This window comes from Streptomyces sp. 3N207 (assembly GCF_052246355.1).
Taxonomy (GTDB): domain Bacteria; phylum Actinomycetota; class Actinomycetes; order Streptomycetales; family Streptomycetaceae; genus Streptomyces.
Genome location: NZ_JBQQBV010000008.1, coordinates 60,139 through 83,989, shown reverse-complemented (window position 1 = coordinate 83,989; position 23,851 = coordinate 60,139). Strand labels below are relative to the sequence as shown.

General features: G+C 70.6%; 24 protein-coding genes. 10 read left to right on the top strand and 14 right to left on the bottom strand.

Going from position 1 to position 23,851, the window contains the following annotated elements:
- Window positions 1-70 precede the first annotated feature (70 nt).
- Both ACTWP9_RS14610 and ACTWP9_RS14605 read right to left on the bottom strand, forming a co-directional pair.
- The gene (locus tag ACTWP9_RS14610) at window positions 71-1,282 is read right to left on the bottom strand and encodes an FAD-dependent monooxygenase (RefSeq protein WP_443246549.1); all 1,212 of its coding nucleotides are present in this window, start codon (window positions 1,280-1,282) and stop codon (window positions 71-73) included.
- 283 nt (window positions 1,283-1,565) lie between these two features.
- Window positions 1,566-3,221, bottom strand: a complete 1,656-nt coding sequence (locus ACTWP9_RS14605) for a multicopper oxidase family protein (protein WP_443246548.1) — start codon at window positions 3,219-3,221, stop codon at window positions 1,566-1,568.
- 150 nt (window positions 3,222-3,371) lie between these two features.
- Here ACTWP9_RS14605 and ACTWP9_RS14600 point away from each other — a divergent pair, with 150 nt between their 5' ends.
- From ACTWP9_RS14600 to trpA, 6 genes are all read left to right on the top strand, one after another.
- A complete protein-coding gene (locus ACTWP9_RS14600) occupies window positions 3,372-4,058 on the top strand; it encodes an SDR family NAD(P)-dependent oxidoreductase (RefSeq protein WP_443246547.1) in 687 nt (228 codons plus the stop codon).
- A gap of 120 nt (window positions 4,059-4,178) precedes the next feature.
- Window positions 4,179-4,580, top strand: a complete 402-nt coding sequence (locus ACTWP9_RS14595) for a VOC family protein (RefSeq protein WP_443246546.1) — start codon at window positions 4,179-4,181, stop codon at window positions 4,578-4,580.
- A gap of 162 nt (window positions 4,581-4,742) precedes the next feature.
- Window positions 4,743-5,192: a VOC family protein gene (locus tag ACTWP9_RS14590; RefSeq protein WP_443246545.1), complete on the top strand. Its 450-nt coding sequence runs from the start codon at window positions 4,743-4,745 to the stop codon at window positions 5,190-5,192.
- A gap of 115 nt (window positions 5,193-5,307) precedes the next feature.
- Window positions 5,308-6,540: a cytochrome P450 gene (locus ACTWP9_RS14585; protein ID WP_443246544.1), complete on the top strand. Its 1,233-nt coding sequence runs from the start codon at window positions 5,308-5,310 to the stop codon at window positions 6,538-6,540.
- Between the two features lie 76 nt (window positions 6,541-6,616).
- Entirely contained in the window at window positions 6,617-8,320 is a 1,704-nt protein-coding gene (locus ACTWP9_RS14580) for an MFS transporter (RefSeq protein WP_443246543.1), read from the top strand.
- A gap of 312 nt (window positions 8,321-8,632) precedes the next feature.
- Complete coding sequence (gene trpA / locus ACTWP9_RS14575; protein ID WP_443246542.1) at window positions 8,633-9,466, top strand: tryptophan synthase subunit alpha; 834 nt, start codon at window positions 8,633-8,635, stop codon at window positions 9,464-9,466.
- A 143-nt stretch (window positions 9,467-9,609) separates the two neighbouring features.
- Here the strand turns inward: trpA and ACTWP9_RS14570 are convergent, their stop codons facing one another.
- The 11 genes from ACTWP9_RS14570 to ACTWP9_RS14520 form a co-directional block, all read right to left on the bottom strand.
- Window positions 9,610-10,953 carry an acetyl-CoA carboxylase biotin carboxylase subunit gene (locus ACTWP9_RS14570; protein ID WP_443246541.1) on the bottom strand — a complete coding sequence of 448 codons (1,344 nt, stop codon included), beginning with the start codon at window positions 10,951-10,953 and terminating at the stop codon, window positions 9,610-9,612.
- Between the two features lies 1 nt (window position 10,954).
- Window positions 10,955-11,482, bottom strand: coding sequence for an acetyl-CoA carboxylase biotin carboxyl carrier protein (locus ACTWP9_RS14565; RefSeq protein ID WP_443246540.1), 528 nt, complete (start codon window positions 11,480-11,482; stop codon window positions 10,955-10,957).
- Between the two features lie 200 nt (window positions 11,483-11,682).
- Complete coding sequence (gene accA / locus ACTWP9_RS14560) at window positions 11,683-13,350, bottom strand: acetyl-CoA carboxylase carboxyl transferase subunit alpha (RefSeq protein ID WP_443246539.1); 1,668 nt, start codon at window positions 13,348-13,350, stop codon at window positions 11,683-11,685.
- Window positions 13,350-13,661 carry an antibiotic biosynthesis monooxygenase family protein gene (locus tag ACTWP9_RS14555; protein WP_443246538.1) on the bottom strand — a complete coding sequence of 104 codons (312 nt, stop codon included), beginning with the start codon at window positions 13,659-13,661 and terminating at the stop codon, window positions 13,350-13,352. The genes accA and ACTWP9_RS14555 overlap by 1 nt, the downstream gene beginning before the upstream one ends.
- Complete coding sequence (locus ACTWP9_RS14550; RefSeq protein ID WP_443246537.1) at window positions 13,651-13,995, bottom strand: antibiotic biosynthesis monooxygenase family protein; 345 nt, start codon at window positions 13,993-13,995, stop codon at window positions 13,651-13,653. The genes ACTWP9_RS14555 and ACTWP9_RS14550 overlap by 11 nt, the downstream gene beginning before the upstream one ends.
- On the bottom strand, window positions 13,995-14,747 hold the full coding sequence (locus ACTWP9_RS14545; RefSeq protein ID WP_443246536.1) for an SDR family NAD(P)-dependent oxidoreductase: 753 nt from the start codon (window positions 14,745-14,747) through the stop codon (window positions 13,995-13,997). Before ACTWP9_RS14545 ends, ACTWP9_RS14550 begins: the two co-directional genes overlap by 1 nt.
- Window positions 14,748-14,772: 25 nt before the next feature.
- Window positions 14,773-15,234 (bottom strand): anthrone oxygenase family protein, encoded by a 462-nt coding sequence (locus ACTWP9_RS14540; protein WP_443246535.1) that lies wholly within the window; start codon window positions 15,232-15,234, stop codon window positions 14,773-14,775.
- Window positions 15,231-15,698: an SRPBCC family protein gene (locus ACTWP9_RS14535; protein WP_443246534.1), complete on the bottom strand. Its 468-nt coding sequence runs from the start codon at window positions 15,696-15,698 to the stop codon at window positions 15,231-15,233. Before ACTWP9_RS14535 ends, ACTWP9_RS14540 begins: the two co-directional genes overlap by 4 nt.
- 12 nt (window positions 15,699-15,710) lie before the next feature.
- A complete protein-coding gene (locus ACTWP9_RS14530; protein WP_443246533.1) occupies window positions 15,711-17,003 on the bottom strand; it encodes a ketosynthase chain-length factor in 1,293 nt (430 codons plus the stop codon).
- Entirely contained in the window at window positions 17,000-18,301 is a 1,302-nt protein-coding gene (locus ACTWP9_RS14525; RefSeq protein ID WP_443246532.1) for a beta-ketoacyl-[acyl-carrier-protein] synthase family protein, read from the bottom strand. Before ACTWP9_RS14525 ends, ACTWP9_RS14530 begins: the two co-directional genes overlap by 4 nt.
- Window positions 18,298-18,732: a cupin domain-containing protein gene (locus ACTWP9_RS14520; protein WP_443246531.1), complete on the bottom strand. Its 435-nt coding sequence runs from the start codon at window positions 18,730-18,732 to the stop codon at window positions 18,298-18,300. Before ACTWP9_RS14520 ends, ACTWP9_RS14525 begins: the two co-directional genes overlap by 4 nt.
- Before the next feature lie 367 nt (window positions 18,733-19,099).
- Between ACTWP9_RS14520 and ACTWP9_RS14515 the strand changes: the two genes are divergently transcribed.
- On the top strand, window positions 19,100-19,471 hold the full coding sequence (locus ACTWP9_RS14515; protein ID WP_443246728.1) for a SchA/CurD-like domain-containing protein: 372 nt from the start codon (window positions 19,100-19,102) through the stop codon (window positions 19,469-19,471).
- 19 nt (window positions 19,472-19,490) lie between these two features.
- Window positions 19,491-20,915, top strand: coding sequence for a multicopper oxidase family protein (locus ACTWP9_RS14510; protein WP_443246530.1), 1,425 nt, complete (start codon window positions 19,491-19,493; stop codon window positions 20,913-20,915).
- Here the strand turns inward: ACTWP9_RS14510 and ACTWP9_RS14505 are convergent.
- Window positions 20,905-21,858, bottom strand: a complete 954-nt coding sequence (locus tag ACTWP9_RS14505; RefSeq protein WP_443246529.1) for a LysR family transcriptional regulator — start codon at window positions 21,856-21,858, stop codon at window positions 20,905-20,907. The two genes, ACTWP9_RS14510 and ACTWP9_RS14505, sit on opposite strands and share 11 nt — an antisense overlap.
- A gap of 132 nt (window positions 21,859-21,990) precedes the next feature.
- On the opposite strand from ACTWP9_RS14505, the gene ACTWP9_RS14500 reads away from it, so the two are divergent.
- Window positions 21,991-22,902 (top strand): ABC transporter substrate-binding protein, encoded by a 912-nt coding sequence (locus ACTWP9_RS14500; RefSeq protein ID WP_443246528.1) that lies wholly within the window; start codon window positions 21,991-21,993, stop codon window positions 22,900-22,902.
- Window positions 22,899-23,834 carry an amino acid ABC transporter permease gene (locus tag ACTWP9_RS14495; protein WP_443246527.1) on the top strand — a complete coding sequence of 312 codons (936 nt, stop codon included), beginning with the start codon at window positions 22,899-22,901 and terminating at the stop codon, window positions 23,832-23,834. Before ACTWP9_RS14500 ends, ACTWP9_RS14495 begins: the two co-directional genes overlap by 4 nt.
- Window positions 23,835-23,851 lie beyond the last annotated feature (17 nt).

The following is a 23,851-nucleotide window of genomic DNA, read 5'->3' as shown; positions in this document are numbered from 1 at the left end:
CGCCGCCCGACCCCGGCACGCAAGAGGGCGCGCCCGTGAATCGGGCGCGCCCCTCGGCCGGTTGCGGTACTCAGGCGCGGGCGGCGGTCACCGGCTCGTCCCAGGGGACGCGGTAGGAGTAGACGGGCTGGGTCGCTTTGACGCCGAGCTTGAGGAAGAAGGGCAATACCAGATCGCGCACCGCGCGCTGGAAGCCGTTGGTGGCGGCCTTCTGGTTGCCGGTCTTGCGGCCCTCTTTGATGATCTTCTCGACACGCCCCTGGCGGATGGCCTGGAACGCGGCGAAGGCGCTTTCGGCATCGGAGAGGTCCCGCAGACACTTGGCGAGCACGATTGCGTCCTCCATCGCCATGGAGGCGCCCTGCCCGACGTGCGGCGAGGTGGCGTGCGCCGCGTCACCGACCAGGCAGACCCGCCCCTTGTACCAGGTGCGAAGGGACGGCATGTCGTAGATGGGGTAGCCGAGGATGCCGGCCGGGGTGTCCTCGATGAGCTGCGGCACCGGGAAGTGGTCCTTGCGGTGCTTGGCCAGCAGCCGCCGCTGCCACTCCTCGTGGGTGACGGCCTCGATCTCACCGCGCTCGGGCTCGTGGGCCTGGTGGTAGTTCTCGAACCAGTAGATCTCCCCGCCGGGCGTGGTCTGATGGCCGAAGAACCCGTCGAGGCAGAACGACATCCGCATCGTGCCGTCCTCGGGCGCACCGTACCGGGAGCGGGTGTAGCCGGCGGTGCCGATGACGCCCGTGTACGTCGGCTTGGGCGCGTCGGGCAACACCGAGTACCGCGTTCTGGAGTGGATGCCGTCGCAGCCGACCATGAAGTCGCCCTCGGCGGTGGAGCCGTCGCGGAAGTGTACGGTCACTCCGTCACCGGCCTGGGGGGTGACGCTCTCGAAGAACTTCCCGAACTCGATGCGGATTCCCCGCTCGACGGCGGCTTCGCGCAGCCCCTTGTTGAGCAGGCCGCGCTTGAGGAGCAGGGTCTCGGCGGGGTTCTCCCCGAGCTGCTTGCCGCGGTGGTTGAGGAAGGCCGTGCTGGTGGTCGGCGATCCGTATTGCTCGACGTTCTCCCTGATGCCGAGGGTTTCCAGCACGGCGAGCCCGTTGGGGGCGAGGTTGAGGAAAGCGCCCACGTCGTCGCGTGGTGCCTCGCTCGCCTCGTGGATGACGGCCTCGACGCCGATCCGCTGGAGGAAGAGAGCCAGCACGGGGCCGGCGATCCCGCAGCCGATGAGCAGCGCCCTACGCTGCCGCTTCGGCCCTGGCGCTTGTGGGTTACCCATGCTCGTCCTCGCCTCTCATCACGACCGGGCAGCGGTTCTGCCACAGTGCCCGGAGCGTAGGAAAACCCCCTTGCGGACCACTCGAACCGCGGGAAGCTTGCCCCGCGGAGTTTGCGTACCCGGCATGGAGGGCTGCGCTTGCCCACCCTGCGCCCCTGGCGCAGACTGCCCAAGCTTCGCAGCGGGAGTTGCGCCCCGAAGGGGCGCGGGGAACTGCGCGACCAGCCACGACGCACTCGCAGTCCGCGCGCCTCGGGAAGGGGCACCCCCTCATCGGAGGCGGCTAGTGATGGCCCCCCGAAATGCGCCGCGGCGCGGAGCGCTCCGTTCCGGGCTTGACGACGGTGAACTGGCCCATCATGCCCTGGTCCTCATGCTTGAGCATGTGGCAATGGAACATGTACGGCGTGGCCGGATCGGTGTACTCGGGCATCGGCACGGCAAGCCGTAGCGTCTTCTGCTGCGGCAGATAGACGGTGTCCTTGAGGCCGCGCAGCCGCTCGGGCACGGGCCGGCCGTCGTACGAGACGACGCTGAAGCTGGTGCCGTGCACATGGAAAGAGTGCGGCGCCCCGTCGATGGCCTCCACGTCCCACAGCTCGACCGCCCGGGCGGGCGAGACCTGGTCGATACGGTTCATGTCCATGGTCCGCCCGTTGATCTGGAAGCCGGACAGCTCGAAGTCCCTGGTGCGCGCCGAGTCGGGTGCCGTGACCGGCCCGGGGGCTCCGGACACCTTGGCGGGCAGCTCGCCGGAGCCGCGCAGCTTCTTCGCGGCGCGGAACTGGAGCAGGTCGAAGGTGTCCTCGCCGCCGTCCAGCCGGCTGCTGGGGAAACCCACGCCGAGGTCCGGCGCGTAGCTGCGCAGCACCACCTTGTCGCCCGGTTCGAAGGGCACCACGATCTCGGCGCGTTCGGCGGGTGCGAGCTGGAGGCGGCGCATCCGGAGCGGGGCCGGCAGCAGTCCTGCCTCCTGGGCGACGAGATGGAAGGAGCGGCCGTCGGTGAGGCCGAGGTTGTAGACGCGGGCGTTGGACCCGTTCAGTACGCGTAACCGCACCAGGCGGGTCGCGACGTCCATATGCGGATTGTGGGTGCCGTTGACCAGGATCGTGTCGCCGAGGACACCGGAGGTGCCGGCTCCGGCCAGCTCCTCCCCGAAGGAGTACCCGTGCAGCGACAGGGAGCCGTCGTCGTTGAAGGCGCGGTCCTGGAGGATCAGCGGCACGTCGTCCACGCCGTAGGTCTGCGGAAGACCGGTGTCGCCGGAGTGCTCGTCCTCGATCAGGAAGAGTCCCGCGATGCCGCGCGTGGCGTGGTCGGCGGTCTTGCCGTGCGGGTGGGGGTGGTACCAGAGCGTCGCCGCCGGCTGGTCGAGGCGCCAGCTCGGCCGCCACACCGAGCCGGGGGCGACGGCCTGGTGCGGGCTGCCGTCCATCTCGGCGGGCAGATGCATACCGTGCCAGTGCAGGGTGGTGGTCTCCGGCAGCCCGTTGGTGAACGCGACGGAGACCGTATCGCCGCGCCGGGCCCGCAGTGTCGGGCCGAGGAACGGCCCGTTGATGCCCCAGGTGGGCGTCTTCTTGCCGGGCACGAGGGTGCTGGTGCCGGCGCGTGCCTTGAGGGTGAAGTGCCGTCTGCCGCGGCTGTCCTTCTCCGGCTCCAGCAGCCGGGGAATGGCCAGGCGATTACGGAAGTCCAGCTCGCCGACGTTGGAGAGCTTGCGGTCGCGGTAGACCATCGCGAAGTTGATGCCGTACGCGCCTCCGGTCAGCGCGCCCAGGCCCAGCAGCGAGCCGGCGCCGATCAGGATGCGGCGGCGGACGACCTTCCCGCGAGTGCGGGCGGGCGGCCCGGCCGCGGAGTCGGCATGCTTTCCGGCGTCGGGCTGGTCGGCGCCGGTGGGGTCGTTGGTGGCGCTGTGCGGCGAACTGGTCATCGCTCCAGCATGCCGAAGCACGCTCGAATTTCGCTGGTGCTCGGGGCGCTTGACGCACCCTCGGTCGAGCGCGGCTCCAGCGGGGCGCGGCAAGGTGCCGCCGCGGTCCGCGCGGTCCGCGTACGACGACGACACCGAAAGGGCGATCCCATGGCGGACGTCTCCAGGACTGCTCTGGTCACCGGCGGCAATCGCGGCATCGGATACGCGGTCGCCACACTGCTGCACGAGCGCGGGCACCGCGTGATCGTCGCGGCACGGGACGGCGACGAGGCGCGGTCCGCCGCCGAGCGGCTGGGCGAGCTGGCGTCCGGTGCCGAGCTGGACGTCACCGACACCGAGGCGGTGGCCAAGCTGCACGCCACGGTGGGCGGGGTCGACATCCTGGTCAACAACGCCGGGGTGCAGCTCGACTGGGACGAGCAGCCGACCGGGATCGACCTGGCGCTGGTCCACGGCACGCTCGAGGTCAATCTGCTGGGCGCCTGGCGGATGGCGCAGGCGTTCGTGCCGGACATGGTGCGCGGCGGATGGGGGCGGGTCGTCAACGTCTCCAGCGGCACCGCCTCGTTCGCTCTCGGCCTCCCCGGCCCGTGCCCCGCCTACTCCGTCTCCAAGGCGTCCCTCAACGCGCTGACCGTGCTGCTCGCCCGGGAGACGGAGGACACCGGCGTACTGGTGAACGCGATCAACCCGGGACTTGTCCGTACCCGAATGCGGCCTGAGGCGCAGCAGACGCCGCTGGAGGCCGCCGAACACATCGTGCGCGCGGCCACCCTGCCCGACGACGGACCGTCCGGGGTCTTCCTGCGGCGGGACACCGTCATCGACTGGTAGCGGGCAGCTCTCCGGCAGCCCGCCTCCCGGCGGGCCCCGACCGCGTCCCCAGACATCTTCGAGGGCCGCTGGCTACTCCTGGGGACGACAGCCCATCACAGTCCTGCGGAGGTACTCCCAGTGATCAACGGCGTGAACAAGATCTTCATCTTCGTCGACGACCAGCAAAAGGCCAAAGAGTTCTGGACCAAGACCATGGGCTTCGGGCTCCACCTGGACTCCGAGGAGTGCCCGGGTGCGGGGTGGGTCGAGGTGGTGACGCCGGACAAGCGGGCCATCCTCATCCTGGCGCAGCGTCCCGAGGGCATGCCCAGCACGGCAGGACAGCGCTCGCACACGGCGTTCTACTGCGACGACATCCACAAGACCGTCGAGGAGCTGCGGTCGCGCGGGGTCGAGATCGCAAACGACATCACCGAGGAGCACTGGGGCCTGTCGGCGGACTTCAAGGACCCGCTGGGCACCCTCTTCAACATCGGCGAGCGCACCGCGGAGGTCCAGCCTCCGCCGCCGAACAACTGACGGGCCGAGCACGGTAGTTGCGGCGGAATCCCGTTCCGCCGCAACGCCGCTCAGCCACAACGCGGAGGGTCCGGCGGTTCGTCGACGGTCGCACCCCACCCGCTCCGGCCAACAGCGAACCCGCGAACCCGCGAACCCGCGAACCCGCAGGAGGTATCCAACGTGCCAGGGGACGACACAGCGGCCGTCGCCGACAACGACATCCGGGCCGGCCAGCCCACCCTCTTCACCGGGGACATCGAGGCGATGGCCGCGTTCTACCGGACCATCGGTTTCGTGGAGACATACCGGTTCCCCACCAAGGAGGAACCGGTCTTCATCACGCTCAAGTGGAGCGCCTTCCATCTGACGCTGGCCGACGCGGCAGCCGTACGCGACTCGACCGGGCTGCCGGACATCGGCACGTCCGGCAGCCATCGCTTCGACATCACCGTCATCGTCGAGGACGTCGACAAGACCGTCGGCGCACTCCGCGAGGCGGGCGCTCCGGTCGTACTGGAGCCCCGCGACCAGCCCTGGGGGGACCGGCACGCGTATGTGACCGACCCCGAGGGCAACTACGTGCAGATCACGACGCACAGCAACCACGACTTCGGGTGGAGCGGCGCATGAACAGGTCCTGCCGCGCTCGAGCCGGACTCGAGGCGCGGCTGGGACCCTGGCCGGTGCGGCCGGTCACATCACTGCAACCTCCGCATGGACGAACAACCTACGAAGGGAGCCAGGTGTGACCACGACAGGTCCGCAGCCGCCGGCACCGCAGCAGGAACCACCGCCCCTCGACTACCCGTTGGGCGAGCCCACGCGCCTCGATCTGCACCCCGGCTACGCCAGGCTGCTCGCCGAGGCCCCCCTCACCCGGGTGACGATGCCGCACGGCGGCAGCGCCTGGCTGGCGACCGGCTACGAGGCGGTGCGCGAGGTGATGTCCTCGCCCGCCGTCAGCCGCGCGGCGGCGGCGGAGAACCCGGCGATACCCCGGCTGCTGCCCGAACCCCCGCCCGCCGGAACGATCATGACGCTCGATCCGCCGGAGCACTCCCGGCTGCGCCGCCTGGTCAGCAAGGCGTTCACCGCGCGCCGGGTGGAGGCCATGCGCCCCCGCATCCAGAAGGCCGTCGACGAACTGCTGGACGGCATGGTGGCGCAGGGCGCACCCGCCGATCTGGTGCGGCATCTGGCGGTGCCGCTGCCGGTGCGGGTGATCTGCGAGGTGATGGGCGTACCCGTCGAGGACGAGAAGCACTTCCGCGCCTTCACCGAGGGGATCATGGGCACCACGGCCTTCGACTCGGACGAGGTCAGGGCCGCCATGGGCAACTTCTTCGGCTACTTCGCCCAACTGGTCGCCGAGCGCCGCGCCGACCCCACCGACGATCTGCTCGGTGCGCTGGTGACGGCACGGGACGACGACGACAAGCTGAGCGAGCAGGAACTGGTGTGGCTGGGGGTGGCGCTGCTCATCGGGGGCCACGAGACCACCCTGAACCAGATCACCAACTTCACCTACGTCCTGCTGGGCAATCCCGCACGCGCGCAGGAGCTGCGCGAGCACCCCGAGCTGTGGCCCAGGGCCGTCGAGGAGCTGCTGCGGTTCGTGCCCACCGGCGCGGGCTCGGCGTTCGCGAGCCTGGTGACCGAGGACACGGTGCTGCACGGGGTGCCGGTCGCCGCGGGCGAAGCGGTGATCGTGGACCTGGGTGCCGCCAACCGTGACCCGGCCGCCTTCGACCACCCCGACGAGCTGGACTTCCACCGGGAGCCCAACCACCACCTGGCGATGGGACACGGCGCCCACTTCTGTCTGGGGGCGCAACTCGCCAGGATGGAGCTGCACATCGCGCTCGGCACGCTCCTCGGCCGCTTTCCCGGCCTGCGGCTGGCGGTACCCGAGGAGGATCTCACCTGGCGTACGGGGTCACTGATCCGCGGTCTGGACGAGCTGCCCGTCGCCTGGTGACGGCCCCGCCCATGACCCGTCCCGAAACCCCCGACCGCCCACAACCTCATAGCACCGACAGTGCGGAGTTTGAGACATGACCACCACAGCGGACAACTCGGTGACCCCGGCGGCCGGGCCGTACCCCAAGCGCTGGCTGGCGCTCGGGGTGCTGCTCGCCGCGGCCTTCATGGACCTGCTGGACGTCACGATCGTCAACATCGCCTTACCCGACATCCGAGGTGACCTGGACGCCGGCTACGCGGCATCCCAGTGGGTGGTGACGGCCTACACCCTGGCGTTCGGTCTGGGGCTGATCACCGGCGGCCGGATGGGGGACGGCTACGGCCGTAAGAGGATCTTCCTGCTGGGCATCGGCCTGTTCACGGTCTCCTCGCTGGTGTGCGGCATCGCGCCCGATGTCGAGACGCTGGTGGCCGCGCGCGCGGTGCAGGGCATCGCCTCGGCGCTGATGGTCCCCCAGATCATGGCAACGGTCTACGCGATCTTCCCGGCGAGCGAGCGCGGGGGCGCCAGCGGTGCCTACGGCGCCGTGACCGGGCTGGCCGCGGTGGCGGGGCCGCTGCTGGGCGGCGTGTTCGTCGCCTACGACGTGCTGGGACTCGGCTGGCGCGCGGTCTTCCTCGTCAATGTGCCGATCGGGATTGCCGCGCTGTTCGCCGCCTCCATGCTGGTGCCGGAGACGAAATCGGACTTCCCGCTGCGGATGGACATCCTCGGAGTGGTACTGGTCAGTGCGAGCCTGCTGCTCCTGCTGTACCCGCTGGTGCAGGGGCGCACCGACGGGTGGCCCAGCTGGATGATCATTGCCATGGTCGCAGCGCCGGTCGTCATGGCCGGCTATGCGCTGCACGCCCGCGCCAAGGAGCGAAGGGACGACTCGTCACTGGTGCCGTTGCGGCTGTTCGGGCAGCCCGGATTCAGCGCGGGGACCATCGTTCTGTTCGTCTTCGACGCCACGATGATCGGCTTCTTCCTCGCGATCTCGCTCACCCTGCAGATCGGCCTCGGCTACAGCGCCATGCGTACCGGGCTGCTCTTCCTGCCGTGGGCGATCGGCGCAGCGCTCACCTCCGGCGCCGCCGACGGTCTGGTCGGCAAGCTGGGGCGGCATCTGCTCACCGCCGGTGCGGTGGTGATGGCCGGCGGCATGCTGTGGTTCGCGCTGGCCCTGGAGCCGGGCGCGAGCTGGTGGGAGCTGGCCCCGGGACTGTTCCTGGCGGGCATCGGCATGGGCGGCGTCATCGGCCCGGCCTTCACCGTCGCGGGCGCGCACGTGGCGGGCCGGGATGCGGGTGCCGCCGCCGGTTCGCTGAGCGCCGCCGTACAGCTCGGCAACGCGACGGGCGCCGCGCTGCTGGGCGTCCTGCTGTTCACGCCACTCGCCAACGCCGCACCCGGCGCCTTCGACGGGCACGAAAAGCAGCTGCGCACCCAGTTGACCGCCGCCGGCGCCTCGGCGTCCGAGGCGCGCGAGCTCTCGGCCCAGCTGCGCCCGTGCTTCCTCGACTACGCCGAGGAGGAGAACCCCGACAAGCAGCCGAAGAGCTGTGGCCCGGTGTTCGAGAAGGCCGGCAGCGACCCCAAGGTGCAGCACGCCGTGGACAAGGCGGTCGACGACAGCCGCGCCGAGATGTTCACCGACACCTTCGGGCGCTTCGTGTGGTTCACGGTCGGTGGCCTCGCCGTCGTCGCACTGCTCGCCCAGACGATGCCGCGCGAGGTGCGCGGCTACGAGAGCTGGGGCGAGGAGAGCGAGACGGAGGAAGCCAAGAGCTGACCGACCACTCTTCCGCACGACCGGAGCCCCGGCCCTGAACTCAGGGCAGGGGCTCTGGTCGTGAGTGGCAGCGAGCCGTCGGCAGGAGCGAACACGGCGCCGCACACGCCGTCGCCGAGGTCCGCAACGCCGTCCCCCATGGCTGGTCGCGCAGTTCCCCGCGCCCCTGGCGCGGCGCAACTCCCCCCAAGCCGGGTGGGCCACTGTGAAAGTTCAACCAAACGCAACGCAAGAGGGTAGCGCTGATCGTCGGGACCAGTCATGATCACGTCGATACGGACTTGATCGCACGGGGGTTCGATGATGCCTGGCATGGACATACGCGGCACCACCAGCCCCGACGCACGCCGGCCGGCCACCGGACTGTCCGGTCTGCAGGCTGAACAGCAGCCTGTCCTGGGGGCGTTCTCGGTGGCGGGCTTCCCGGATGAGCGCGCAGGCGTGGACGTACTCGTCGCCTATGCGCGAAGTGGTGCAAGTCTGCTGGAGGTTGGTGCTCCAGCGGCGGATCCGTGGCTCGACGGCCCGGCTATCGCCGCGGCGCATCGCCAGGTACGGCGTGCGGGGTACGGCATCGGCGTCACGCTCGCAACGGTGCGTCAGGTGTCCGCGCTCACCGGCAAGCCCGTCATCGTGATGAGCTACTGGGCCACGGTCCTTGCGTACGGCCCGGAGCGCGCAGCCGACCAGCTGGCTGCATCGGGCGCTGCGGGATGCCTCATCCCCGACGTTCCACCGGAGAGCGTCCCGGCCTGGACGGCCGCAGCCGCCCAGGCCGGGATCAGTGCCCCGTTGCTGGCCGCCCGCGAGGCGTCGGCAGCCGAGTTGCTCGCCACCTGCCGGGCCGCCACGGGTTTCGTCTATGCCCCGGCAGTCGCGGGTCAACGCACGGGCTACTCCGACGGCCTGGACCTCGACAGCCTGTCCTCATTCGTTGCCTCCGTCCGGCGTGCGGCCCCGACGACTCCGGTCCTCACCGGTATCGGGATCTCCACGCCCGCCCTGGCTGCCGGCGTTGTCCGCCGGCCGGGCGTGGCCGGGGTGGTGATCGGTTCACCGCTGATCCGTGCGTTGGCCGATGGCGGCGTGGGCAAAGCAGCCGGCCTGGTGGCGGAGTTCGCCGCCGCCGTCGCCCGGCCACGGTGACGGACCGGGGTGGCGGGGCTCCCTCACTCGGGTTCGATGGCGCGGAAGATGCCGTAGCGCATGACGTTCTTGTCGTACGCCTGCGGCGGCGCCCTTCTCGGTGGCGCGGGGTGCCTCGCCGGGCTCCGTCCACCGGCCCGAGCTCAGCCCCGGCTGTCGAGGAAGGAGGTGATGTGCCGGCCCGCGCGGAAGACGGGGTCGGCGACGATCTCGCGCAGCAGCGGGATGGTGGTGTGCACCCCGGGTCCCGCGATCCGGAACTCGGCCAGTGCCCGGTCCATCCGGTCCAGCGCCTCGTCCCGTTCGGGCGCCCAGCAGATCACCTTCGCCAGCAGCGAGTCGTACTGCGGTGGCACCTTCCACCCTGCCCGGCCGTGGGTGTCCACCCGCACGAACGGGCCGCCCGGCGGGACGAACTCGTCCAGGGTGCCCGGCGCCGGCGCGAAGTCCCGTGCCGGGTCCTCCGCGTTGACCCGGCACTCGACGGCCACCCCGCGCGGCACCAGGTCCTCCTGGCTCATGGTCAGCGCCTCGCCGGAGGCGACCCGGATCTGCTCGCGTACCAGATCGACCCCGTACACCGCCTCGGTCACCGGGTGCTCCACCTGGATGCGGCAGTTCATCTCCATGAAGGAGAAGCCCTCGTCATGCACCAGGAACTCGAAGGTGCCCGCGCCGGTGTAGCCGATGGCACGCGCACCGCGGACCGCGGCCCGGGCCATGGCCGAGCGCAGCTGCGGGTGCAGTCCGGGTCCGGGGCTCTCCTCGACCAGCTTCTGGTGCCGGCGCTGTACGGAGCAGTCCCGCTCCCCCAGGTGCAGTACGGTGCCGTGCCCGTCGGCGAGAACCTGTACCTCGATATGGCGGGCGCTGTCGCAGTACCGCTCCATGTAGACGCGGTTGTCGCCGAAGACCGCCTGCGCGGTCGCCCGGGTCTGCCGGTAGGCGGGCAGCAGATCCGCTGAGCCGCGTACGACGGTCATCCCGCGGCCCCCGCCCCCGGCCGCCGCCTTGATGATCAGCGGGTAGCCGATCCGGGACGCCAGGTCGGACGCCTCGGCGGCGCTGTCGACAGTGCCGGGACTGCCGGGCAGCACCGGCAGCCCCGCATCCGTCATCAGCGACCGGGCGACGGCCTTGTCGCCGAGCCGGGCCAGCACTTCGGGGCGCGGGCCGATGAACGTCAGCCCGTTCTCCGCGCAGATCTCCGCGAAGTCCGGGTCCTCGGAGAGGAATCCGTAGCCCGGGTGCACCGCGTCGGCCCCGGCGCGCAGCGCCGCCTCGATCACGGCGGGCGCCGACAGATACGACTTACGGGGCGCCCCCGGGCCGATCTGCACAGCGGCATCCGCCGCCTGCACATGGCTGCTGTCCTTGTCGGCCGTGGAGTGCACGGCCACCGTGCGGATGCCCAACTCGCGGCAGGTCCGCATGACACGTATCGCGATCTCGCCCCGATTGGCGACCAGGACAGTGCCGAAGCCCATGTCACGCCCCCTCGTCCGAGCCGCCGTCGGCGGCGTCGGGGTCGATGAGCACCAGCGGCTCGCCGTACTCGACGGGTTCGCCGTCGCCGACCAGCACCTCCACGACCCGTCCGGGGCGGGTGGCCTCCAGCGGGTTCATCAGCTTCATCGCCTCGATGATGCCGAGCTGCTGGCCCTTCTCCACATGGTCGCCCGGCTGTACGAAGGGCGGTGCGCCGGGCGCGGGAGCGGCGTAGAAGGTGCCGACGAGAGGGGCACACTCGCGGTGCCCTTCGAGGGCCTCCCCCCCGACGCCGAGTTCGCCTTGCGGCGTGAGGACAGTCGACGGTGCGGGGGTCTGGCCGCTCTCCCACTCGACCTCCACGCTGGCCGCGCCGAGCGCGATCCGCACCCGGCGCGGCCGGTCAGGTCCCACACGGACGACTTCGGCAATGCTCCGGCAGATATCGGTGAGGGCAAGGCTGTTGTCGTCATAGTCCAGACCGGCGAACGTGTCGTCGGAGCCCTGTGTCTTTGTGAGCTCACTCATGAGTGCCTCTCAGTTGATAATGCGTGCCCGGCATGGGGGCTGCGCTTGCCCACCCTGCGCCCCTGGCGCAGACTGCCCAAGCGCAGTGGGGGAAGGACGTGGGCGCCCCGTCAGGGGCGCGAGGAACTGCGCGAGCAACCACAGCGGACGGGCAGCCCGCAAGAAACGCACAGGGGCACGCACCCCCTCACCGGCCACCACTAGCCCTCCGCAAGTCCGAAGGACCGAAAACGGCGTCTCCGCGCCGGCACCGACTCCGCATCCGGCGCGGCCCGCAACTCGCGCAGCGCCGCGACAACAGCTCTCCGCACGGAGTCGCTGAGCGCGGCGGTGTCCACATGACCGCCGCCCTCGGGCTCGGGGATCACCCCGTCCACCACGCCGAGCCGCAGCAACGACGCGGCATCAAGGGCGAGTTCATCCGCGGCGACAGCCGCCTCCGCGGCGTTCTTCCACAGAATTGCCGCGCAGCCCTCCGGACTGATCACCGAATACGTCGCGTTCGCGCAGATCAGCACGCGGTCGGCGACGCCCAGCGCGAGCGCGCCGCCGCTGCCGCCCTCGCCGGTCACCACGGCGACGACCGGCACCGGAAGCGACCCCATCAGCCGCAGGTTCTCGGCGATGGCGCCGGACTGGCCGGTCTCCTCGGCGGTCAGTCCCGGATAGGCGCCGGGGGTGTCGATCAGGGTGACGACGGGAATCCGCAGCTTGGCCGCCAGCCGCATCAGCCGGGCCGCCTTGCGGTAGCCGGCGGGCGAGGGCATGCCGAAGTTCCGGGCCACCAACTCGGCCGTGGTGTGGCCCTTCTGGTGCCCGACGACCATCACCGGCAGGCCGTCCAGGCAGCCGATCCCGCCGACGATCGCCGCGCACTCCTCGCCCGCCCGGTCGCCGTGCAGTTCGACGAAGCCGTCGAGCCAGAACCCGATGTGCTCCAGCGTGGTGGGCCGGCCCGCCTCGCGGGCGAGCTGTACGCAGTCCCAGGCGGGCAGTTGGTCCAGCAGCTGGCTGTCACGGACGACGGGGTCCTCCTCGCCGCTTCCCCAGGCCGGTGCCGGAGTGTCGGAGACGGCGAGCAGCCGGGCCAGCCGGGCGCGCAGTTCGCCGCGCTCCCATACGTCGTCCACCAGGCCGTGGTCGCGGAGGAATTCGGCGGTCTGGAAGCCGTCGGGCAGCTGCTGGCGGATGGTCTGCTCGATGACGCGCGGCCCGGCGAACCCCATCCGGGCGCCCGGTTCGGCGACCACCACGTCGGAGAGCGTGGCGAAGGAGGCGGCGACCCCGCCGTACGTCGGGTCGGTGACCAGGGTGACGGTCAGCAGCCCCGACTCGTCCAGCTCGGCCAGCGCGTTGCTGGTCTTGGCCATCTGCATCAGCGACAGCGCCCCCTCCTGCATCCGGGCACCCCCTGAGGCGGTGACGAGGAGGAGCGGGGTGCGGTCCTTCAGCGCGTGCTCGGCCGCGGTGGTGACCGCCTCGCCCGCCGCGACGCCGAGGCTGCCGCCGAAGAAGCGGAAGTCCATCACGGCCGCGGTGAGGGGGCGCCCTTCGATACGGCCCCGTACCGCGAGTACCGCGTCCTGCTGGCCCGTCTTGTGACGGGCCTGCTGAAGCCGTTCGTCGTACGGGCGCTGGTCCACGAAGTCGAGGGGGTTGTGCTGGGTCTTCGGTACGTCGAGGTAGTGGATGCTGCCCTCGTCGAAGAGCTGCGCGATGCGCGCGGGCGCGTCCAGGCGGGCGTGTGCCCCGCACTCGGGGCACACGTGCAGCAGGCGCTTGTACCGCTTGCCGTAGACGAGGGAGCGGCAACTGGTGCACGAGACCCAGGAGGGTTGTTCCGTCTTCAGCACGGTGGAGGTTGTCATCAGTACTCCGCATCCACCTCGTAGATGCCGAACGGCACCTTCAGCCGTGTGTCCCGGTACGGGCGCAGCGGCGATGTGTCGTCCTTGTGGGTGGCGCCCTCCTCCCACTCGCGGAAGGCCGCCATGTCGGACCAGCGGCTGACGACGACGAGCGCTGTGGGGTCGGCGGGTGAGCGCAGCAGCTCGTTGCCGAGCATGCCGGGTGTCTCCGCCATCCGCTTGCTGACCTGGTGGTACGCCGCGCGCACCGCGGCCAGCTGCTCGTCGTCGTAGGCCGCCTGGTAGACCAGTACGCGGACCTCAGCGGGCATCCGTGCCCGCCTTGCCGGGTACGTGCGCGACGACCGTCATCGTGTTGAAGGAGCCCTGGGAGCGGTAGGGGTGCAGCCGCTCGCGGTGGGCGAGGTGCGCCTCACTGGTCTCGAACTCGCGAAAGCCGGGCTCGTCGATCCAGTCGCTGACGATGTAGTAGGTGGACTCCTCGTCCGCCGACTTGGACAGCCACTGGCCGAGGCAGGCGGGGTGGCCGGTGACGGCCTCGGTGCTGCCGCGCCACACCTTCTCGAAGTCGGCCTCCATGCCCGGGTTGATCTGCATCCGCAGCAGCACCCGGAACTGGCCTTCGCGCTGGGTTTCCGTAAGCATCAGGAGATCCCTCCGTCCACGCCGATGGTGGCGCCGGTGACATAGCGGGAAAGGTCGCTGGCCAGCCAGAGAACGGCGCCGGCCACCTCGTCGGGGGTGCCGAGCCGGCCCAGCGCGGTCTTGGCGCTGTACCGCTCGATCATGAGTTTCTGCTGGTCCTCGGGCATCTTGTGCAGGTTCTCGGTCTCGATGACGCCGAGCGCGACGACGTTGAAGCGGATGCCCTTACTGCCGAACTCCTTGGCCAGCGAACGGTTCAGGCCCACCAGCGCCGCCTTGGTCGCGGTGTAGTGGGAGCGCAGCGGGATGCCCGCCTCCACCGCCTTGGAGCCGATGCTGACGACGGACGAGCCCTCGCGCAGCAGCGGCAGCGCCGCCTGGGTGACCAGGTGGACGCCGGTGAGGTTGGTGTCGACGATGCGCCGCCACTCCTGAAGCGGCAGCTCGGTGTAGGGGATGTGGCTGATGGCGCCCGCGTTGTTGACGACCAGGTCGAGCCGGCCCCAGCGGGTGCGGGCCTCGGCGATCAGTGCGCCGACGCTGTCGGGGTCGGAGACGTCGGCGCAGACCACGTGGTGGTCGCCGTCGGTCTCCTTGAGGGCCGCCTCCAGCGAGGCAACGGCTTCGCTCTCCTGCTGGTAGCAGGTCAGCACATCGGCGCCGGCCTCGGCCAGGGCGAGCGCGATGCCCCGGCCCACTCCCCTGGTACCGCCGGTGACCAGGGCCTTCTTGCCCTTGAGGCCGAGATCCATGAGTTTCTCCTTAAGCGGTCGTCTGTCACAGCAGCAGCGTGAGGGCCGCGCAGTTGGCGACCAGGGCGAGGACGGTCAGCGCGCTGCGGCGCTGGTTCCAGGTGCCCCAGTGCCGGCGCGGGTCGTGGTCGGCGAAGTCGGCGGGCAGGTTGTCCGGGTCGAGGGTGCGCACCCACTTGTTGACCGGGACGTTCTTGGTGAGCGAGATGGTGATGGTGGCCGCCGCCAGCGCGGCGCCCGCGACGAACAGACCGCGGGCCACCGCGTGCGGGCTGACCGTCGCCAGCCAGATGTCCCCGGCCAGGGTGCCGAGCAGGCAGATCGGCATGGCCGGGTCGTAGCGGGTGGCGAAGAACGCGTGTGCGTGCACATACCGGTCGGCGGGCAGCTCCGCGAGCAGCGGCCAGCCGCCGAGCTGGGTGCCGAACAGTACTCCGGCGGCCAGCCCGTTGAGCAGGACGACGAGCGGGGCGAGATACGCGATCACGACCGCCCCGCCGCTGCCTCGACCTTCTCCTTGATGAGCTTCATCTGGATGGCCGTGTTGCGGTTGAGATGCTCGGTCATGCCGTCGTCGGTGACCGGCGCGGCTTCCTTCATATGGAAGTCCTGGACCCAGCGCATCCGCACGCCGTCACCCTCGGAGAGGTACTCCCAGTAGATGTTCATGTACTCGAAGGGCCCCGTCTCCACCCGGTGGGCACGCACCTGGCGGGCTTTCGGGTCGGGGACGCGCTTGGAGACCCAGCTCCAGGCGTTGCCGTCCTCGTCGGGGTGCATGGTGAGCCGGAAGATGATCTCGCGGCCCTGCTCGCCGTCGTTCTCCTCCAGCACCTCGACTGCCGCGTACTCGCTGAACAGCTGGGGCCAGGACTTGAGGTCGTTGGTCATGTCCCAGACCAGGTCCATCGGCGCGTCGATGACGATGCTGTTGTCGGTGTGGCCCGCCATGGCGGTCCCTCCTCACTTCTCGGGTTGTCCCTGCGGGTGCCCCAGCACGAGTGCGGCGTTGAAGCCGCCGTGGCCGCGCGCGACGACCAGCGCGGTACGCAGTGCGGTCCGGCGGGGCTCGCCGAGCACCAGGTCGATCTCGTATCCGGGCGCTGCCGCGGCCGGGCCCGCGGTGTGCGGGACGGTCTGGTCGCGCAGTGCGAGCAGCGCCGTGGCGGCGTCCAGTGCGGCTCCCCCGCCGTAGAGCCGGCCGGTGAGCGTCTTGGGCGCGGTGACCGGTACTCCGCGCGGTCCGAACACCTCGGCGAGCGCCTCGGCTTCGGCACGGTCCGCCTCCGGAACGCCGAGCGCGTCGGCGAAGACCACATCCACATCGGCGGCGTCCAGCTGGGCATCGGCCAGCGCGGTGCGGACGGTACGGGCCAGCACGGGACCGCGTTCCGAGTCCGGCGGGGGGTCGAAAGCGGCGGCGTAGCCCAGTACGTGGCCGTAGATGTGCTCGGCACCGCGGGCCTCGGCGGCGTCGGCGTCCTCGACGACGAGCAGCGCACCGCCCTCGCCGGGCAGATAGCCGGACGCCTCGGCGTCGAAGGGCAGATAGGCGCGGGCCGGGTCCTGCACGGTGGACAGCTGCCCGGTGGTCAGCTGCGCCGTCAGCCCGTACGGGCACAGGGAGGCATCGGTGCCGCCGGTCATCACCAGCTTGGCGCCGGTACGGATCAGCCGCCGCGCCTGGCCGATGGCATCCAGCCCGCCGGCCTGTTCGCAGCACAGCACTCCGCAGGGGCCGCGCAGTCCGTGCCGGATGGAGATCTGGCCGGTGGTGGCCGCGTAGAACCAGGCGATGGACTGGTAGGCGCCCACCCAGTCGGGTGCGTGCTGGTAGAGGTTCTCCATCTCGTGCTGGCCGAACTCGGTGCCGCCGGAGGAGCTGGAGGTGACCACGGCCATCTCGTACTCGGGCAGTTCGGCGGGGGTGACCCCGGCGTCGGCGATGGCGGCCTCGGCCGCCGCGAGCCCCAGATGGGTCCAGCGGTCGGTCTGCTGGATGAGCCTGCTGGGCACCCGCTCCTTGGCCACGAACCCGGGCACCTGCCCGGCGAGCCGTACCGGGTAGGGCGTCGGGTCGAACAGGGTGATCCGGTCGATGGCCGAGCGGCCCGCCAGCACCGAGCTCCAGTGCTCCTCGGTGCCGATGCCGGTGGGTGCCAGCACGCCGAGCCCGGTGATCACGGGGGCCCGGGTCGGGGTGGTGACGCCGGTCGCGGAGCCGGGCGTTGCCTGAGCGGTCGCGGTGGGGCTCATGCGGCCCTCCCCTCGTACGCCACAACTCCGGGCCTGGCCAGCACGGTGGCGCTCTGGAAGCCGCCGAAGCCGCTACCGACGCTGAGCACCACATCCAGGTCGTGTTCGCGCGCGGTGAGCGGTACGTAGTCCAGGTCGCACTCGGGGTCGGCGTTGTGCAGGTTGGCGGTGGGCGGCACGACCTGCCGGTCGAGCGCGAGGGCGCAGGCCGCCACCTCGATGGAGCCGATGGCGCCCAGCGAGTGGCCCACCATCGACTTGATGGAGCTGACCGGGACCCGGTAGGCGTGCTCACCCAGGCTGCGCTTGAACGCGGCCGTCTCATGGCGGTCGTTCTGCTTGGTGCCGGAGCCGTGTGCGTTGATGTAGTCGACGGCGGTGGGGTCGAGCCGCGCGCGGTCGAGACAGACCCGGATGGCTTCGGCCATCTCCCGTCCGTTGGCCTTCAGTCCGGTCATGTGGAAGGCGTTGCTGCGGCCCGCGTAGCCGACGATCTCGCCGTAGATCCGCGCCCCGCGCGCCTCGGCCGCCGCCTTCTCCTCCAGTACGAGGACGGCGGCGCCCTCGCCGAGGACGAAGCCGTCCCGCTCGGCGTCGAAGGGGCGGGAGGCGTGCTCGGGGTCGTCGTTGTTGGGCGAGGTGGCCTTGATGGCGTCGAAGCAGGCGGAGGTGATCGGGGAGAGCGGCGCGTCGGTCGCCCCGGCCAGCACCACATCGGAGCTGCCTTCCTCGATCAGCTGCACGCCGTGCCCGATGGAGTCCAGCCCTGAGGTGCAGCCGGTGGAGATCAGCGCGACCGGGCCCTCGGCGCCGACCTCCCAGGCGACCTCGACGGCGAGCGTGGAGGGCACCATGTAGCCGTACAGATGCGGCACTCCGTAGGTGTGGTCCACCAGCCAGTGCTTGCCGGCGTCGCTGAGCAGGACGTACTCCTCCTCCAGGCCCATGGTGCAGCCCACGGCGCTGCCGATGCTCACCCCGGTACGGGCCGGATCGGCGGCGGCGAAGTCGTATCCGCTGTCCTCGACCGCCTCGCGGGTGCTGACGACGGCGAACTGCGCGGCCCGGTCCATCCGGCGGATCTGCCGGGGAGCGAGCCCCGCCGCGACGGGGTCGAAGTCGGCCTCGGCCGCCATCCTGGAGCGGAAGCCCGTGGGGTCGAACAGCGAGATGCGGCGGGTCGCGGTGCGGCCGTCGGACAGCAGCTTCCAGAACGCCTCCCGGCCGACGCCGCCGGGCGCCACCACGCCGATGCCGGTGACGACCGCGCGGCGGCCGGTAGCTGTCCGACCGGTCACGAGGCACCGCCGACCGACGGGTTGGGCTGCTCGGGCCTGCTCACCTTCTCGGTGTCCACGTGCCCCAGGTCGGGCCGGGGCGCCAGCGGCGAGAGGTGGAAGGCGGCGTGCGCGGGCTCGGTTCCGGTGTTGACCAGCCGGTGCCGTACGCCGATGGGCACCAGCAGCGAGTCGCCCGGGCCGAGCTGTACGACCTGCCCGTCCATCGTCATCTCCAGCCGGCCGGTGACGATGTGCAGGAACTCCTCGGAGTAAGGGTGGTAGTGCTCGGTGACGTGCTCGCCCGGCGCCAGGTTCAGCACTCCGCCGAAGCCGCTGGTGCATCCCGTCGTCTTCGGGCTGAGCGTGGTCCTGATGTCGCCGCCCCGCCGGGTGTTGGCCTCGACGTCGTCGGCGTGCACCCGGACGGTGCGCGTGATCTCGGTGGTCACTGACCCCCGCCTCCTTCGGTGTCCTTGGCTGGTGCCGCCGGGTGGTTGCCCCCTCGCCCAGCGCGTCCTTGGCTGGTATCGCCGAGTGGCTGCCCCCTCGCCCAGCGCGGGCACCGTTGCAGTCGCGCCTACAAGTCCGCTCGAACCGTCATTGATGGCCCTCCCGGTGCCGATGCGGGGTGCCCCTGCCCGTAGTTCGCGGGCTGCGGGCCACCGTGGCTTGTGGGGGCACCTCCCGGACGGAGTCTGGGGGAGCAGTTCCCCGCGCCCCTTATGGGGCGCGGCCCTCCCGAGTGGGGCTCAAGTGCTCGGCGAGTGGCGTGCGGCGAGATGGGCGCCCATGTCCGCGAATAGCGAGGAGCAGCCCATGCCGTTCGCCGCCATTACCTACGACATCAAGGCGGGGTACGAGAAGGAGATTTCCGAGATCTTCGGCAGCTTCCGGCGGGTGGGCTCGCCCGTCGTCCAGGACGAGGCGGGCGGCGAGGCGGCACGCATCCTGTCCACCGCCGTCTTCATCCGCGACGACACGATGGTCCGGGTGATCGAGTACCAGGGCGACCTGGAGGCCATCGCCCGCCATATGGCGACCCAGCCGGGGGTGCGCGAGGTGGAGGAGAAGCTGGCGCCTTATCTGTCCCGGCCCCGTGCCACCGACACGGTCGAGGGCTTCGTCGCCACGTTCCGCCGCTCGCTGCTGACCTGCATGGCGCAGATGTCGGTGCGGGACGCCGCCTGACCGCAAGAAGGAGCTTTCCTTGCTCACACGCAGAAACGTGCTCAGGGCCGGTACCGCGGCCGGGGTGCTGGCCGCCGTACCGGCCGGCCTCGTCGTCGGCAGCAGGTCGGGCACCGCACGGGCGGCCGCGTCACCGTTCACCACACCGCTCAAGGTGCCCGCCCCGCTCCGCCCGGTGCGGCTGGCCGGCCACGACTTCTACCGGCTCACGACCCGGGAGGCCGACGTCACCGTACTGCCGGGCACCACGACCCGGATCCGCTCCTTCAACGGGACGATGAGCCCGCTGATCGTGGCCCGGCGGGGCAGGCCGGTGGTCATCGAGCAGATCAACAGGCTGAACGTGCCGTTCTCCATGCATCTGCACGGCGGCCACACCCCGGAGGGCTCGGACGGCCATCCCAGGAACCAGGTGGACCCCGGCGGCCGGCGGATCTTCCGCTACCCCAACGCCCAGGACGCCGCCACCCTTTGGATGCACGACCACACCCACCACGGGCACGCGGAGAACGCCTACCGCGGGCTGGCGGCCACCTACATCGTCACCGACGAGTTCGAGGAGAGCCTGCCGCTGCCCAAGGGGCAGTACGACGTGGCGCTTCAGCTGCGTGACGCCGAGTTGGCGGAGAACGGCGCGCTGGTGTGGGACCTGCACGGCTTCGAGAACCGCCACACCATCCTCGTCAACGGCCGGCCGCGGCCCTTCTTCGAGGTGGCGGCCCGCAAATACCGGCTGCGGCTGGTCAACACCTCCAACGAGCGGCTGTTCCTGCTCCAGCTGGGCGAGGGCGAGGGCGAGGAGTTCACGCACATCGCGACGGACGGCGGGCTGCTTCCGGCGCCCGTCACCACCCGGCTGCTCCAGCTGTGGCCGGGCGAACGGCACGAGATCGTCGTCGACTTCGCCCGCTACGGCGTCGGCCGGAAGCTGGTGCTCAACAACGCCTACCCGTACGAGGGTGAATCGCCTGAGGTCATGCGCTTCGACGTGGTCCGCGACGCCGACGACCCGAGCAGTGTGCCGTCGAAACTACGGCCCGCACCGGACTTCGGGACCTCCGAGATCGAGCGCGAGTTCACCATGTCCTTCGACCCGGAGACGGGCGAACACCTCATCAACAACAAGCCGTTCGACATCAACCGCGTCGACATCCGGCCGAAGCTCGGCGTCACCGAGACCTGGAAGATCACCAATGCCGACACCCAGTTCGGCATTCCGCACTCCATGCACCCCCACCTCGACGCCTTCAAGATCCTCGACCGCAACGGCAAGCCGCCCGCGGCGGCGGAGGCCGGGCTCAAGGACACGATCACCGTCATGGCCGGCGAGTCGGCGCGCATCCAGCTCCGCTTCGGCGACTACGAGGGCCTGTACATGTACCACTGCCATCTGATGGGGCACCTCCAGATGGGCATGATGGGCCAGATGAAGATCACCCGGTGACCGTGTGGCACTCCCCCTCGGCCCGCTCGGGCAGACCGGACGCTGCGGTGTGCAGGTGAGTGAGGGCCTGGGGCAGGAACGGGTTGGGGTCGGTGGTGCGCCGGGTGGCGTAGACGCGGCGGGTGTGCGTGGGGTCGGTGAGCCGGACCAGGCGCGTGCCGGAGGTGCCGGGCGAGGCCGGCGGGTCCGGGACGGCCAGCTGGGGTGCGATCGCCACTCCCAGGCCCTGCCGGACCAGTTCGTAGGGCAGGTTGTAGTCGTTCGTACGGAAGAGGACTTCGGGCAGGAAGCCGCCTGCCGCGCAGATGTGCCGCAGACAGCGGGCGGCGTCGGTGTCCTCGTGGTAGCTGATCCAGCGCTCGTCCCGCAGTTCGGCGAGCCGGATGTGCGGCCGGCCGGCGAGCGGGTGCCCGGCGGGGAGGAGCAGATAGAGCGGCTCTTCCAGGACCAGCGTGTGCTCCAGTCCTTCGGGCCAGCTGTGCGGCACCACGCCGTACTCGAAGATCACCGCCAGGTCGAGCCGTCCCTCCAGCACGGCAGGCACCGTGACCTTCGGGTCACCTTCCTCGTAGCGGACCTCCACCTCGGGCCGGTCGCGGAGGAACCCCGTCAGCACCGTCGGCACCAGCCGGAACCCCGCCGACCAGAAGCTGCCCAGCCGCAGCCGCCCGCGCTCGGCGGCGGCGTAGGCGCGCAGCTCGTTCTCCGTCGCCGCCAGGTCGGCCAGCAGTCGTCCCGCACGCCGGGCCAGTTGGAGCCCGGCCGGAGTGGGGCGCACGCTGCGCGGTGAGCGCTCGAAGAGCGGAACGCCCAGGGCACGCTCGACGGTGGAGATCTGCTGCGAGACGGCGGAGGGCGTGTAGCCGAGGCGCTGCGCCGCCGTTCGGAAGGATCCGGCGGCGACGACCTCGCATATGGCTTGCAGCTGCGGTGGGGTCAGCATCAGTTGAACTTAACACCCTGTCTGGCAACGTTCACTCTCTCTGACCTTGCCCGGACCTCCGCCATCCCGCAGATTGGGCGTCCACCAGCCCTGCACCGGTCGTCTGACCAGCAGCTGAAGAAGGGAGGCACCGTGCCCGGAAGGTATCCGCGGGCCCGCGCCACCGCACTTCCCCTCGCGCTCGCGGCGCTGATCACCTCGACCGTGACGGCGTGTGGCGGCACCGACACCGTCAACCGGTCCAAGGTGCCCGAGCAGCGCACCGACCCCGCACTCCGTGCGCTGCTCCCCAAGGACATCCGCGACAAAGGGAGCCTCACCTCGGCCGTCGGCAACGACTATCCGCCGCTGTCCCTGCTGGACATCGACAACAAGACCGTCATCGGCGCCGAACCCGACCTCATCCGTGCCGTCGGCCAGATCCTCGGCGTCCGCGTCCGCCTGGTGCAGGCGAACTTCGACAGCATCATCGGCGGCGTCCGGTCCCACCGCTACGACGTGGCGATCCAGGCCATGCTCGACAAGAAGGAACGCCAGTCACAGGTCACGTTCGTCGACTACATGAAGACCAGCAGCTCGATCCTGGCCTCCGAGAAGGCCGCCGGAAACATCCGCTCCCTCTCCAGCCTGTGCGGCAGCCAGGTCGCCGTCGAGCAGGGCACCTCGCAGGTGGACGACGTGGCGGCGCAGGCCAAGAAGTGCGCGGCGGCCGGCAAGCCGGAGCTGGAGAAACTGGTCTTCCCCGACTCCGTCGGCTGCTTCCAGGCCCTGTCCACGGGCCGCGCGGACGCCTTCGTCGGCGGTACCCCCACCGTCATCTACCAGGCGGAGATGTCGCACGGCAGGCTCCGCACGGCCGGCAAGCCGTATCGCTTCCTGCCCTACGGAATCCTGATCAACAAGGAGGAACGAACCTTGGTCCGGGCCATCCGCGGTGCCCTGCAGAAACTGATCGACAACGGCACCTACGCGAAGATCCTCAAAGCATGGGACATCGAGTCGGGTGCCCTTGAGCGCGCCACGGTGAACGGGGGCGCGGCATGAGCCAGACCCTCGCCCGAGCGGACCGTGGCAGCGCGGCCGAGTCGCTGACCGCCGTCCCGCTGCGCCGTCCAGGGCTGCGCGTCGCCGCGGTCGTCATCACCTTCCTGCTGGTCTTCCTGCTGGAGGGCTGGATCACCAACCCGCGGATGCAGTGGGGGACCGTCGGCGAGTTCCTGTTCTCCCCTGTGATCATGGAAGGGCTGCGGACCACGCTGCTGCTGACGGCGCTCGCGATGGCGCTCGGCATCGTCGGCGGTGTCGTCCTCGCCATCCTGCGGATGTCCACGAACCCGATCCTGTCCCGGCTGAGCTGGGGCTACATCTGGATCTTCCGCGGCACCCCGCTGCTGGTCCAGCTGCTGTTCTGGTACTTCCTGTCCGCGGTCGTCCCCACCGTCGGGCTCGGCATCCCCTGGGGGCCGACGTTCGTCCAGGCCGACACCAACACCCTCATCACCCAGCTCACCGCCGCCGTCCTCGGCCTCGGGCTGCACGAGGCCGCGTACATGGCCGAGATCGTCCGCGCGGGCATCACCTCCGTGGACGACGGCCAGAACGAGGCGGCCCAGGCGCTGGGCATGTCCCGGGGGCAGACCCTGCGCCGCATCGTGCTGCCGCAGGCGCTGCGCATCATCATCCCGCCCACCGGCAACCAGGCGATCTCCATGCTGAAGACCACCTCGCTGGTCTTCGCCATCGCCGTACCGGAGCTGCTGACCTCCATCCAGGGCATCTACTCGCGCAACTTCCAGCAGGTCCCGCTGCTGGTCGTCGCCTGCTTCTGGTACCTGGTGGCGACCTCCGTGCTCAATGTCGGCCAGTTCTATCTGGAGCGGCGCTTCGGCCGCGGCGCCAGCCGTGATCTGCCGCCCACCCCGCTCCAGCGGTTGCGCGCCGCAGCCCGGAACCACCGTGAGGAGAAGGCACTGTGACCCCAGCAGCGACCTCG